This is a genomic window from Cellvibrio fontiphilus (assembly GCF_042646205.1).
GTDB lineage: Bacteria > Pseudomonadota > Gammaproteobacteria > Pseudomonadales > Cellvibrionaceae > Cellvibrio > Cellvibrio fontiphilus_A.
In genome coordinates this window covers 260,038-273,520 of sequence record NZ_JBHRTF010000002.1, presented here as the reverse complement: position 1 = coordinate 273,520, position 13,483 = coordinate 260,038, and the positions used below count along the sequence as shown (strand labels likewise).

At 52.4% G+C, this 13,483-nt stretch carries 10 protein-coding genes; 5 read left to right on the top strand and 5 right to left on the bottom strand.

All coding sequences use genetic code 11. From position 1 onward, the window contains the following. Positions 1-74 precede the first annotated feature (74 nt). The 3 genes from pip (at position 75) to ACFODX_RS03020 (ending at position 2,019) form a co-directional block, all read left to right on the top strand. Entirely contained in the window at positions 75-1,046 is a 972-nt protein-coding gene (gene pip / locus ACFODX_RS03030) for a prolyl aminopeptidase (RefSeq protein WP_378115927.1), read from the top strand. 109 nt (positions 1,047-1,155) lie between these two features. After that, on the top strand, positions 1,156-1,596 hold the full coding sequence (dtd, locus tag ACFODX_RS03025) for a D-aminoacyl-tRNA deacylase (protein ID WP_378115925.1): 441 nt from the start codon (positions 1,156-1,158) through the stop codon (positions 1,594-1,596). 57 nt (positions 1,597-1,653) lie between these two features. After that, positions 1,654-2,019, top strand: coding sequence for a ribonuclease E inhibitor RraB (locus ACFODX_RS03020; protein WP_378115923.1), 366 nt, complete (start codon positions 1,654-1,656; stop codon positions 2,017-2,019). Between the two features lie 12 nt (positions 2,020-2,031). On the opposite strand, the gene ACFODX_RS03015 is transcribed toward ACFODX_RS03020, so the two are convergent. The 5 genes from ACFODX_RS03015 to ubiE form a co-directional block, all read right to left on the bottom strand. Beyond that, positions 2,032-4,803 carry a response regulator gene (locus ACFODX_RS03015; RefSeq protein WP_378115921.1) on the bottom strand — a complete coding sequence of 924 codons (2,772 nt, stop codon included), beginning with the start codon at positions 4,801-4,803 and terminating at the stop codon, positions 2,032-2,034. Positions 4,804-4,822: 19 nt separating this feature from the next. Beyond that, the gene (locus ACFODX_RS03010) at positions 4,823-6,661 is read right to left on the bottom strand and encodes a putative bifunctional diguanylate cyclase/phosphodiesterase (protein WP_378115919.1); all 1,839 of its coding nucleotides are present in this window, start codon (positions 6,659-6,661) and stop codon (positions 4,823-4,825) included. A 242-nt stretch (positions 6,662-6,903) separates the two neighbouring features. Then, the gene (gene ubiB, locus ACFODX_RS03005) at positions 6,904-8,562 is read right to left on the bottom strand and encodes a ubiquinone biosynthesis regulatory protein kinase UbiB (RefSeq protein ID WP_378115917.1); all 1,659 of its coding nucleotides are present in this window, start codon (positions 8,560-8,562) and stop codon (positions 6,904-6,906) included. A gap of 15 nt (positions 8,563-8,577) precedes the next feature. After that, positions 8,578-9,207: a ubiquinone biosynthesis accessory factor UbiJ gene (locus tag ACFODX_RS03000; protein WP_378115915.1), complete on the bottom strand. Its 630-nt coding sequence runs from the start codon at positions 9,205-9,207 to the stop codon at positions 8,578-8,580. Continuing rightward, entirely contained in the window at positions 9,207-9,956 is a 750-nt protein-coding gene (ubiE, locus tag ACFODX_RS02995) for a bifunctional demethylmenaquinone methyltransferase/2-methoxy-6-polyprenyl-1,4-benzoquinol methylase UbiE (protein WP_378115913.1), read from the bottom strand. Before ubiE ends, ACFODX_RS03000 begins: the two co-directional genes overlap by 1 nt. Before the next feature lie 212 nt (positions 9,957-10,168). Here ubiE and ACFODX_RS02990 point away from each other — a divergent pair, with 212 nt between their 5' ends. Continuing rightward, entirely contained in the window at positions 10,169-10,714 is a 546-nt protein-coding gene (locus ACFODX_RS02990; RefSeq protein WP_378115911.1) for a helicase, read from the top strand. Positions 10,715-11,028: 314 nt separating this feature from the next. Continuing rightward, positions 11,029-13,281, top strand: coding sequence for an Orn/Lys/Arg family decarboxylase (locus ACFODX_RS02985; protein WP_378115909.1), 2,253 nt, complete (start codon positions 11,029-11,031; stop codon positions 13,279-13,281). Positions 13,282-13,483 lie beyond the last annotated feature (202 nt).

Here is a 13,483-nt window from a genome sequence, read left to right as displayed (position 1 = left end):
GGGGATGTGCTACCTTTAGGGGAATTCAACACCGCTGTGAATGCCCCCAATACTGTTTCAAACAAGGCCAGTTTATGCAGATTTTTTATCCCGAGATCAAACCCTACCAACGTCACCAAATTGCCGTAGAAGCTCCCCACGAACTGTATGTTGATGAATCGGGCAACCCCGATGGAATACCGGTCTTGTTTGTACATGGCGGCCCGGGTGCTGGCTGCGGTAAATACGACCGCCGCTTTTTTGATCCGGAAGTGTATCGCATTGTATTGTTTGATCAGCGCGGTGCCGGCCGCTCGCGCCCCCACGCCGAGCTGGAAAATAACACCACCCAAAAGTTGGTAGAGGATATCGAAGTTATCCGCCAAACCCTGGGTATCGACAAGTGGGTATTGTTTGGCGGTTCCTGGGGTTCAACCCTGAGTTTGGTCTATGCCCAAACCTACCCTGAGCGCGTATTGGGTTTGATTTTGCGCGGCATCTTTTTATGTCGTCGCGAAGATTTATTATGGTTTTATCAGGAGGGTGCCAGCCGTTTATTTCCCGATTTCTGGGAAGATTTTGTCGCACAAATTCCTGAAGCGGAACGCAGCGATATGATGGGCGCCTACTATCGCCAGTTGATTGGAGAAAACCAAATCCAGCAAATGTCGGCCGCCAAAACCTGGGCGGGCTGGGAGGGGCGCACTGCTACCCTAAAACCTTGTCAGGATGTGGTGGACTCCTTCACTGAGCCGCACCGCGCACTCTCCTTGGCGCGCATTGAGGCGCACTATTTTGTTAATAATGCCTTTTTGGAGCACAACCAAATTCTGCGCGATGCCCACAAGCTGGCCGGCATTCCCGGCACCATTGTGCATGGGCGTTACGATGTGATCTGCCCGCTGGACAACGCCTATGCGCTGCATAAAGCCTGGCCAGGGTCAGAGCTGCACATTATCCGCGAAGCTGGCCACGCCTCGCGTGAACCGGGTATTGTTGACGCACTCATTCGTGCAACGGATGACCTGGCTAAAAAGCTGCTCAATACCAGTGATCGTCTCGCGTGATAATAATGTTATAGCGCACCCCTAACGGAGCCCTGTGGCTCCGTTATTGTTAGTGGCGATGGTGTTTATCCCTTGCTGCAATCAGCAACCAGAGAATTGAATAAAATTTATGTTGGGTTTGTTACAGCGCGTGAGCGAAGCATCGGTAACAGTGGATAACAATGTCGTCGGCGAAATCGGGCAGGGAATTTTGCTGCTGCTCGGTATTCAAAAAAATGATGGCACTGCCACCGCAGACAAGTTGATCGATAAAATCCTCGCCTATCGAATGTTTGCCGATGACAACAATAAAATGAATTGCAGTGTGCAACAAATTGGCGGCGGTATTTTAGTGGTCTCGCAATTTACCCTGGCGGCCGATACCAACAAAGGTTTGCGCCCGAGTTTTTCCTCGGCGGCACCACCCGCTCAGGCGCAACAACTCTATGATTATTTTGTTGAACAATTACGTGTGCGACATCAACCGGTAGCCGCCGGCATTTTTGCTGCTGATATGAAAGTGGCTCTGGTGAACGACGGCCCTGTGACTTTTATGCTCAGCGCAGAATAAATTTTTTTCGCACTATTCAGTTTCATCCCTTTCTATTTTTTTACTGCGGAGTTTTGTATGAACTTTCCTAACGATGACGATGGCGGCCTGCTGCAAATGTTGCACGAACACGGCATAGATTTGAGCCAGCCGATGGATTTGGAGTTTGGTGTGCACTGCCCCGACGAAGCTGCCGCACTGACAATTGAACAGGCATTAAAAGCCGCCGGTTATACCGCTCATGCACTTTATGATGAAGGTGATTTGGAAGAAGGCGAGGCGATGACACCAGAGAACGAAGATTCCTGGCCCTACTGGGCAGTGGTGGCTTTTATCAAGATGGTGCCGGAATATACTGAGATTCAACGTATCCAGGCGCATTTGCAGGCATTGGCTGGCCCCTTGGGTGGAACATCCGATGGCTGGGGCGCGGTGATTGAATAATCTGTTTGCGTGTTAATTCTGGCTGCTACTAATCAGCCAGGTATTGATCAGTGTTTCTACCCGCTCCAAATCGTATTGCCGCAGCGCTGTTGATAATTGTTGATGGCGCTGTGCGCCAATATTTTCAGCGCTGAATTCCGCCATAATTTGTTTGCATTTAGCCATATCGCCACTGGCGGCAGCTTTATTTAATTCCGTCAGTAAATTGCTGTGTGCCGCCAAATCCGGCTGTTGTAACAGACTCAGCGCCGGGTGATTTTCACCTGCCAATTTTACCTCTGCGTCATCGGTAAAACGCGCTGCGGTAAATTGACGCAAGGCTTTTACTATATCGTCAAAAGCATAGGGTTTACCGATAAATTCCTGAAACCCCTGCGCCAGATAATAACTGCGCTCATGTTCAAGACTGGAGGCGGAGACTGCCACAATCGGCGTCTGTTGGTAGTTATCGCCTGCGCGCAGCTGGCGGAACATTTCCAGGCCATTCATACCCGGCATGCGGATGTCGGTAAAAATAATATCGAACTGGTGCGCCTTGCACATGGCCAAACCTTCGCGCCCATCGTGCGCCGCATAGGTGTCGCAGCCAAGTTGTTGCAGCAAGTCCATTAAAATTTCACAGCTGGCAAAATCATCTTCCACTACCAGTGCTTTAATGTGGCAGTTTTCCTCCATGCGTGTTGCCTTGGGCTGCTGCCGGGTATCAAGCACAATATTTTCACTCACCAACGGCAGGCGCAAATGCGCGAGTGTGCCTTGCCCAAGCACACTGGAAAGGTGCAGGCTGCCGCCCATGCCTTCGGCCAAATGGCGCGACAGGGTTAAACCCAGCCCCGTGCCGCCAACATCTTCACCGGCTTGGCCTTGTTTAAAGGCGGCAAATAAATCAGCCAATTCCTGTTCGGAAATGCCCGGGCCGGTATCGCCAATTACAAATTCCACTTCACCTTGTAAATTGGCAACGTACAAACTCACGCTGCCTTGCGGGGTAAATTTAATGGCGTTGCCCAACAGGTTTAATAAAATCTGCCCAATTTTTTGTCGGTCTCCTTTAACAATATAAGGGCTGGGCAAATCCACTTGCGTAATCAACTGCAGCCCTTTGCTGTCGGCGCGCTCCGCCATAATGGTTTGGATATCGGCGACTTCCTGGTGCAAATCAAAATATTCCTTACGTAAATTGAGCACACCGGATTCGATTTTGGATAAATCCAGGACATCATTAATCAGGCCTAACAACCGTTGGCTGGATACCAGAATTAATTGCAGGCGCTCGCGCTGGGTGCCAGTAATACTTTGGTCGCGCATTAATAATTGCGTATAACCCAACACGGCATTTAATGGCGTGCGAATTTCATGGCTCATATTGGCAAGGAAACGACTCTTTGCACGTGTTGCTTCTTCGGCCGCTTCTTTGGCGAGGGATAATTGGCGCTCGGCGTCTTTCTGTGCGGAAATGTCGCGGCCTATACCCAATATGCCTGCGACTTCACCTTTGTCGTTGTGCAATGCAACTTTAATGGTGTCGAGTAAATAGCGGTGTTCGTTGTTGATAACAATCAGTTGTTCATAGCGGTGGGATGAGTCGCTTTGTAATGTGGCTTGATCATTTTTTTGAAACAGCGCGGCTAGCTCGGGGTTCACCAGTTGCTCTTCACTTTTGCCAACAATTTCCGCTTCAGTCAGTTCCAATATTTTGGCAAAGGCTTTATTACAGCTGATGTAAACGCCCTGCAAATTTTTAAACCACACCGGATCGGGAATATTATCCAGCAGGCTGCGCAGGTGTTGCTCGCGAGCGCGCAGGGCTTGTTGCGACTCCTGCAATTGCTCCTGTGTTTGCTGCCGCTGTACCACTTCATTGAGCAGCCAGTCATTGGCTTTGCGCAGTGCCTGGGTGTGCGAAAGAATTTCCTCTTCCAGTTTGCGCTGGTTTTCCCTGAGCAATTCATCGTGTTGTTGACGGGTGCGAATATACGCAGACAGCAAACCTATCAGGGTTAAACCTATCGCCAGGGCAGAAAGTTGTAACAAGCTGGGAATGTACCAGGGGCGTGAATCAACAGGGTGATTCAGGGTCATTGATTTAACCGCGTCGGCCAGACGCTGCGCCTCTGAATGTTGGATATACCCCAGCGCCGAGACTAAAAAAAATACCAGCCCAACGCCGACACACAATAATAAAAATGCCTGGGCATGCAGGTTATGGCGCACGCGCGGAATTAATAGCCAGGCCAGTAATGCCGTGAATGTGAGCATGCCTATGCTGTCGCCCATCCACCAAAACGCCCAGGCTTTGGCTTGTTCGCCATCCGGCACTAATTCCAGATAAGCAAAGGTGGCTATGCCCAGTGATGGCGCGATCAAGGCACCGCCAAATACGCTGCCAATAAAACCCAGGGTGCGCGGTAAATTCACCAGCAGGTTTCTATTCAAAATGCCTTGATTGAGGCGGGCGATCACAATGGTTTGTGCCAACATTGCGGCGCTCACCACAATACCAGCTGACCAGCTGGTGATGCCCAAACCAAATGCAGGATAAAGATGGGTTACCAGATTAGCGGCAAGTGCCCCGGCAAATAAACCCGGCGCAACACGCAGCCCAAAGACCAGCACACCAAAGAGTGCAAAACCCGCGGCGGGCCAGATCAGTGAAACTTGTGCGGTGAGTGAACTCCAGGCGCTGCCAAACTGCGCCAGCAAAAAATAACCCAGCGCAAATAGCAGGTTGAGTGCGGGCAGTTTAAGTAACAGGTATATTTTTTTTCGAGTGTTAAAACTCACCGGTGCGATTCCTGAAAGATTAATTATGCTGCCCGGTGTTCAGTTGCAGTAATTTTTCCAGCGACTGGTGAGTTAACGCCTGTGGCCGGTGGTGGTGATAGCCCTGCCCCCAGCGCACACCCAGCGCATACAATTTGTTGGCGACCTCAGGGGTTTCCACAAATTCGGCAATCACTTCTTTATCGAGTGACACGGCCATTTCCACAATGGATTTCACCATCGCATAGTGGGAGGCATCGGTATCCATATCGCGCACAAAAATACCGTCGATTTTTATTTTGTCGAATGACAGTTGATGCAGGTAAGCGTAAGAGGCAAACCCGCTGCCAAAATCATCCAGCGCAAAGTGGCAACCAAAATTGCGCAGCAATTGCATGAAATGCCGCGCGGCATCCACATTCACAATGGCTTGGGTTTCGGTCAGCTCAAAACAAAATTTTTGGGGCGGTAAATTATATTGCGCAAAACTGTTGGTGATGGTGGTGGCGAAATGGGTTTCGCGAATAGAGAAGGCCGAAATATTAATAGACACCATATCCATTTTTTCCAGCAAATCGCGGTGCTGATCAAAAAAGGCGAGGGTGGCATTTAGAATCCATTTATCCAGTTCTGGAATTAAGTGCAGCCGCTCTGCCGGGCCAATAAATTCGCCGGGCGATACCATGCGCTGATGTTCTGCATCCCACAAACGCATCAACACTTCGAGCCGGTAACAGGGGGCTGCCGCTTCCTGGGCTACCGGAAAATATTCAATCATTTGAAAGTAGGCGCGGAAGGCCTGGCTGTGGATGGCATCCACCAGGCGCGAGGCCCAGTTGATATTATCTTTGTGCAAGTTGCTGCGTTTGGCGGCATCGGCATAGGTGTAAATACCGCCGCGCGCTTCTTGTTTGGCGACAAAAATAACTTCGTCCGCCGCGAGTAATACCTGATCGTAACTCACCATGGTGCGCGCTAGCGGCACAGTGGCGATGGATGCAGCGAGGGTGAATTGGCGATCCTCCCATTGGAATTTGAAATCCCGCAGGTGCGTTAAAATAGTTTGCGCCAAGGCCTCGCCTTTATCGCCCTCTTCGCAATAAGTGACTACCGCAAACCTGTCGCCACCCAAGCGCGCAAAAAAATCATTGCGGCTCAACAAACCGCTGATGCTGTCGGCAAACTGGCGCAGCAGTTCGTCGCCGGCGATGCTGCCGCAACTTTCATTAACCACGCGAAACCGGTCGATGTCGATCATTAAAAACGAGGCGTTAACATCCTGTACTTGAATGCGCGCGAGTAATTCAGAGACAAAAGATTCAAGTGCGTTGCGGTTGTGCAGGCGGGTGACAAAATCGTGGGTGGCGAGGTAATTCAAGCGGTCTTGCATGTAGCGCCGCTCATTAATTTCTTCGCGCAATTGGCGGTTGGCGATGGTGAGTTCCGAGGTGCGTTCGCGCACTTTGGTTTCCAGTTCGCGGTTAAAGGATTTTAGTTCCGCCAGCATGGCCTGACGCTCTAGCTGGTGGCGCACGCGCGCGCGCACTTCGTCGGCATTAATTGGTTTGGTAATGTAATCAGCGCCGCCCACACGAAACCCCTGGCTAATATCGTCGGTACGGGCGGTGACAAAAATAATGGGAATTTCGGTAGTGCTCAATTCGCCCTTGAGGCGAGTGCAAACATCAAAGCCGTTGATGTCAGGCATCATCACATCGAGCAGGATTAAATCGGGCAGGCGGCGAGTGGCCAACTCCAGGGCGCGCTCCCCGGATGTTGCTACTATAAGCTGACAATCCAGATCCTCCAGAATGCCGCTCAGCACATCCAGATTTTCGGGAGTGTCATCAACCAACAGAATACGCGTCGCGCTCGACATAACAATGAAATCCTTCACTATCGCTATTGTTGATAATCGATAATAACAGAAGGATTCAGAATAGCTACGCGGGCTTTATGAAGTTTTGTTTAGAAAAAATGGTATAAAAAATATTGCGGATATAATGCAAGGGCTTGTTTTACCAAGCCCGGTTGTTAAAACCTATCGATTAAGCCTGTTTTACCAAAGCGCTGGCTAGTTTCAATATCATCCAGTGATTGTCCAGTGTGCGTGCGCTGCAATTATCGTCTGAACCAGAGCGCTACCAAGCCAATCGCAGCGAGTGCAATAGTTGCTGGCGATACATCGGTTGCCAACCAATCCAACAGCACTGCAGAACCTTGGGTGTCCTTATAGAGGAAATAACCCGCCGCACCAAAGGCCAGGAGCGCAATCAATTTGCGGCGGCCGCGCTGTTTATGCAGGCGGTTGTGGTGAATGTCGTGCTCCAGTGCATCCAGCTTTTGGCTGATGATTGGTAGCTGTTGCAAGCTGTTAAAAATGAGATCCGGCACCTGTGGGAATTTTTCCATCCATTCGGGGGCATAGCGTTTAAATTCGCCCCAGAGCGATTTGGGGTGGAAACGGTTTTTTAACCAGCGCTCCAAGAATGGATGGGCGGTCACCCACAAATCCAGATCCGGGTATAACTGGCGCCCCAGCCCTTCAATGTTGAGCAGGGTTTTTTGCAGCAGTACCAGTTGTGGCTGTACTTCCATATCAAAGCGGCGCGCCGTGCGGAACAAACTCAGCAGCACATTGGCAAAGGAAATTTCTTTGAGCGGTTTTTCAAAAATCGGCTCGCATACCGTGCGAATCGCCGCTTCCAACTCCTCTACTCGCACGCTGCTTGGCACCCAGCCGCTTTGCACATGTAGCTCTGCCACCAAACGGTAATCGCGGCGAAACATGGCGAGCAGGTTGCGCGCTAAATAGTATTGATCCTCGCGCGTGAGCGAGCCGACAATTGCCATGTCGACCGCAATGTATTGCGGCAATTGTGGATTGTTGCGGGACACAAAAATATTGCCGGGGTGCATATCGGCATGGAAGAAGTTGTGCTCAAACACTTGGGTGAAAAAAATCTCTACGCCGCGTTCGGCGAGTTTTTTCATGTCGGTGCCCTGTGCTGTGAGCGCGGCAACATCGGTAACGGGAATGCCGTAAATGCGCTCCATCACCAGCACATTGCTGCGGCTGTAGTCCCAATAAATTTCCGGCACATACAGCAGGGGCGAGGCGGAAAAATTGCGGCGCAGTTGTGAGGCATTGGCGCCTTCACGCTGTAAATCCAGTTCGTCAAAAATGGTGGTGCGGTAATCCTGCACAATTTCCACCGGATGCAGGCGCTTGCCATCCAGGGTATTTTTTTCTACCCAGCGCGCGACCAATAACAGCAGTTGAATATCCTGCTCAATCACCCGCTCAATGCCGGGGCGCACGACTTTAATTACCACCTCGCGGCCATTGTTGAGCACCGCGGTATGCACCTGTGCAATGGAAGCGGAAGCGAGCGGCGCGGCATCGTAACTGGCAAAAATGTCACTGATTTTTGCGCCCAGCGATGACTCCACTAGGCGCTGGAATTCCTCAGGCGCAAACGGCGCAACATTGTCTTGCAGGTGATTGAGTTCCAGCACTATATCGGCGGGAACCAGATCGGGGCGCGTTGATAACAGCTGGCCAAATTTAACAAAAATCGGCCCCAAATCTTCGCAGGCGCGGCGCAGGCATTCACCGCGCGTCATGGCTTCGCCCTTGGCGTTGCGCGGCGTGGGGAAGAGTTTAAACAACACCAGCAACAGCTGCGCGGCGAATGGCAAGTTGGCGGGCAGTAATTGATCGAGGCGATAGCGGGCAAATACGCGCAGGATTTTTAAGAGGCGAAAAAAAACAATCACGGATTCGATTTCTCTTTAATGGTTTTTCTGTAAATGATCGTTTTTGCGCAGCAAGATTTCTACGCGCGCCGCGGCGCGATCCACCGCCAAGCGCAGTTCATCCACCTGCTGATAAAAATTTTCAAGCTCGGCTTTGGCGGGCAAGGCCTGTAATTCTTCGGTGAGAAATTCGCGTGTCAGGCGCTGGCTGTTGCGGGCGCGATCTTTTACCCAGCCCAGTTGCGCGCGCAATAATTCTGCGCTTTGGTGACCAATCACATCGCCGGTGAATTGGCTGAGCATTTCTTCCCAGTCGATATCCAGATTTTTCAGCAAGCGCTGCAGCTCCGCGAGCAGTTGCAAATCCCCCATCACCGTGACGCCGCTGTGTTTTAAGTTGTGGGTTTCAGTCTGTGCCAGTTGCATAAGCGCGAGCAGTGAACCGTTGATGCGGGTATCCACAGCGCCATCCCAATGGCTCATCAGGCGCAATTCGTCATCCATCGGCATCACAAAAAAATTGAGCGCGGGGGCGGTGATGTGCAGCGCAATAATTTTGCCTTCCAGTCGGGCAAGGCCAAGGCGGGTGGCCGGGTCGTAGCGCAGCGCGGCGTTGAACATTTTTTCCGCGCTGGCGAGTGCGGCGAGGGTAATTGTATTGGCCATTAGGGTTTGATGCCCTTGTGCAGCGCCACTATGCCGCCGGTCATATTGTGGAATTCGGTGCGCACAAAACCGGCCTCATCCATCATGGTTTGCAGGGTTTGTTGATCCGGGTGCATGCGAATGGATTCGGCAAGGTAGCGATAGCTCTCGGCGTCGTTGGTCACCAGCTTGCCCATAAACGGCAGCACCTTGAACGAATAGGTGTCGTAAATTTTGCTGAGAATGTCGCTCTGCGGTTTGGAGAATTCCAGCACCAGCAAACGCCCGCCAGGTTTGAGCACGCGCAGCATGGAGCGCAGTGCGAGGTCTTTGTCGGTGACATTGCGCAGGCCAAAGGCGATGGTAATGCAGTCGAAGGTGTTGTCGGGGAAGGGCAGGTATTGGGCATCGCACTGGGCGAAGTTGATATTGCCGGCAATGCCGCGATCCGTCAGGCGGTCGCGCCCAACACCTAACATGGAGGCGTTGATATCGGCCAGCACTACCTGCCCTTGGTCGCCCACCAGCTTGGCGAATTGATAGCTCAAATCGCCGGTGCCGCCGGCAATGTCCAGCACCTTGTGGCCGGCGCGCACGCCGGAAGCTTCGATGGTAAAACGCTTCCACAGGCGATGGATGCCGCCTGACATCAAGTCATTCATCAGGTCGTATTTGGCGGCGACCGAGTGGAACACCTCGGCGACCCGCTCGGCCTTTTCCTCGACCGGAACTTGTTGAAAGCCAAAATGGGTGGTTTTTTTCTCGTTCATAGCAGGTTCCAAGGCTGGTGTCCCATAACCCATGGGGCGGGCATAGGCAGCAAAAGTGCTGGGTAGAAGGTAGCAAAGTGGCCAGCATTGTACTGGCATTGGGCGCGGTGGGCGAGGCCATATCGCGCGGCTAAAAAGTAATAGAGTTTCCGCGGCTGCCGGTTAAAATCGCCGGCATTTTGGTATTGATTATGCCCAGCAAGGAATTTCCCATGCGCCTGTTTTTGCTTACCGCCCTGTTTGTCGCCACTGCCGGCTGTTCCAGTCTGCTGCACGCCAGCGAGCTTAAACCCTTTACTACCGATGGCTGCTCGCTGTGGATTGACGGTACGCCCGAACAGCCCAATTTATGGCGGCACTGCTGCGTCGCTCACGACCTGGCTTATTGGCTGGGCGGCAGCAAGGCAGATCGGAAAAAAGCGGATGAGGATATTCTCGCCTGCGTGAAACAGGCCCAGGGGCCGGGCATGGCCAAGTACATTTACACCAATGTGCGCTGGGGCGGCAGCCCTTATTGGATGAACCATTACCGCTGGGGTTATGGTTGGGATTATCTGGATGGTGTCTGGCCGCGCGGTTACAAAGTGCCCACGGCGCAGGAGCAGGTGCTGATCGATCAAGCCATGCCGGCGGCGCTGGCACTTATCGCGGCCGATGCGCTCGAACACAGCACCGACAATCTGCCCAAACATAACACCGACAATGTGCCCAAACATAACACCGACAATCCGCCGCAGGATGCAAAGTCCAGCGACTAATCCGGCCGGGCTCGCGGGTGATTGTAATAAATGGGTGTTTGAATCGGTTTAAGTGTTTTACAATCGCCGCCGCAGTTGCGCCGGTTTAGCACTACACGCGGCACCGGGCAATGCGCGGCCAAATGGCTTCAACTCTCGTCCGGTTTTCTCGGTTAGCCCCTCAGGCGCGCCGGCCGGCTGAAGTGCCACGCAACCAGCCTGATGCCGTCGGTTATCCAGACGACATAACCCAAGCTCTTGTTAGCTAAAGCACCACCCAGAGGCGTCTCGCCAGCAAGTGAAATTCCAGCCTTATACCTTTTTATGGAGACTCCATGAAATTTCGCTTTCCCATCGTCATCATCGACGAAGACTTTCGCTCCGAGAACACCTCGGGTTCAGGCATTCGTGCACTCGCCAATGCGATTGAGCAAGAAAACTGGGAGGTGCTAGGCGTTACCAGCTACGGTGACCTGTCGCAATTTGCGCAGCAGCAATCGCGCGCCTCGGCCTTTATTTTGTCCATCGACGACGAAGAGTTTGGCTCAGGTTCGCTTGAAGAAACTGATCACGCCCTTAAAGCCCTGCGCGCCTTTGTGGAAGAAATTCGCTACAAAAATGCGGATATCCCCATTTACCTCTACGGTGAGACCCGCACCTCGCGCCATATTCCCAACGATATTTTGCGCGAGCTGCACGGCTTTATTCACATGTTTGAGGACACGCCCGAATTTGTGGCGCGCCATATTATTCGCGAAGCCCAATCCTATCTGGATGGTTTGGCACCGCCCTTCTTCCGCGCGCTGGTGCACTACGCGCAGGACGGCTCCTACTCCTGGCACTGCCCCGGTCACTCCGGCGGCGTGGCCTTTTTGAAATCGCCCATTGGCCAGATGTTCCACCAGTTTTTCGGCGAGCGCATGCTGCGTGCCGACGTGTGTAACGCGGTGGAAGAATTGGGTCAGCTGCTCGATCACACTGGCCCGGTCGCCGCTTCCGAGCGCAATGCTGCGCGTATTTTTAACGCCGACCACTGCTACTTTGTGACCAACGGCACCTCCACCTCCAACAAAATGGTCTGGCACTCCACGGTCGCGCCGGGCGATATTGTGGTGGTGGATCGCAACTGCCATAAATCCATTTTGCACTCGATCATTATGTGCGGCGCGATTCCGGTATTCCTTATGCCCACGCGCAACCACTTCGGCATTATCGGCCCGATTCCGCTGGAGGAATTTACCCCCGAGAGCATCGCCCGCAAAATCGAAGCCAACCCCTTTGCGCGCGAGGCGGCCAATAAAAAACCGCGCATTCTTACCATCACCCAGTCCACTTACGACGGCGTGCTCTACAACGTAGAGACCATCAAAGACATGCTGGATGGCAAGATTGATACCCTGCACTTTGACGAAGCCTGGCTGCCCCACGCCACCTTCCACAGCTTCTATAAAGACATGCACGCGATTGGCAAAGACCGCCCGCGCGCCAAAGAGTCGATGATTTTCTCTACTCAATCCACCCACAAGCTACTGGCCGGTTTGTCGCAAGCCTCGCAGGTATTGGTGCGTGAATCAGAAAAAGTGAAACTGGATCAGGACGCCTTTAATGAGGCCTACTTGATGCACACTTCTACCTCGCCGCAGTATTCCATCATCGCCTCCTGCGATGTGGCGGCGGCCATGATGGAAGCGCCAGGTGGTCAGGCCTTGGTAGAAGAGTCGATTCTGGAAGCGCTGGATTTCCGTCGCGCCATGAAAAAAGTGGACGCCGAATGGGGTCAGGATTGGTGGTTCCAGGTCTGGGGCCCCGATGAATTTGCCGAAGACGGCGTTGGCTCGCGCGAAGACTGGGTACTGCGCAGCGACGACAACTGGCACGGTTTCGGCAAACTCGCGCCCAACTTCAACATGCTCGACCCGATCAAAGCCACCATTGTTAACCCCGGTTTATCGGTGAATGGCCAATTCAGCGAAACCGGTATTCCGGCGTCTATCGTCACCAAATACCTTGCCGAAAACGGCGTTATTATCGAGAAGTGCGGCCTCTATTCCTTCTTCATTATGTTCACCATCGGCATCACCAAAGGCCGCTGGAATACCCTGGTAGCCGCGCTGCAACAATTCAAAGACGACTACGACAAAAACCAACCTATGTGGCGCATCATGCCCGAGTTTGCGCAAGCCAACCCGCGCTATGAGCGCATGGGCCTGCGCGATTTGTGCCAGCAGATTCACGACTTCTACAAAGCCTACGACGTTGCGCGCCTGACCACTGAGATGTATTTGTCCGATATGCAACCGGCGATGAAACCCTCCGATGCCTTCGCCAAAATGGCGCACCGCGAAATCGAGCGTGTGCCTATCAACGAATTGGAAGGCCGCATCACGTCAATTTTGTTAACACCTTACCCGCCAGGCATTCCGCTGTTGATTCCGGGCGAGCGCTTCAATAAAACCATCGTGGATTATTTGAAGTTCGCGCGCGATTTCAACGAGAAATTCCCCGGCTTTGAAACCGACGTTCACGGCTTGGTGAAACGCGAAGTGGATGGCAAAAAAGATTACTTTGTGGATTGTGTGAAGCAATAAATCTGTAAGTTCTATTCTTACTCTATGGCGAATGTGTGATAACGCATTCGCCATTTTTTTAAATCTCGTGCGCCATTCCTTAAACTGATAGATTGTTACTTTTGTAATTAACGCCGACTAACTAGCATTCAAAATAATGACCGGCCAACCTCTCGCTAACCCACAACAGCGCACAGTGATCCTGCAACAATACCCCGTTTGG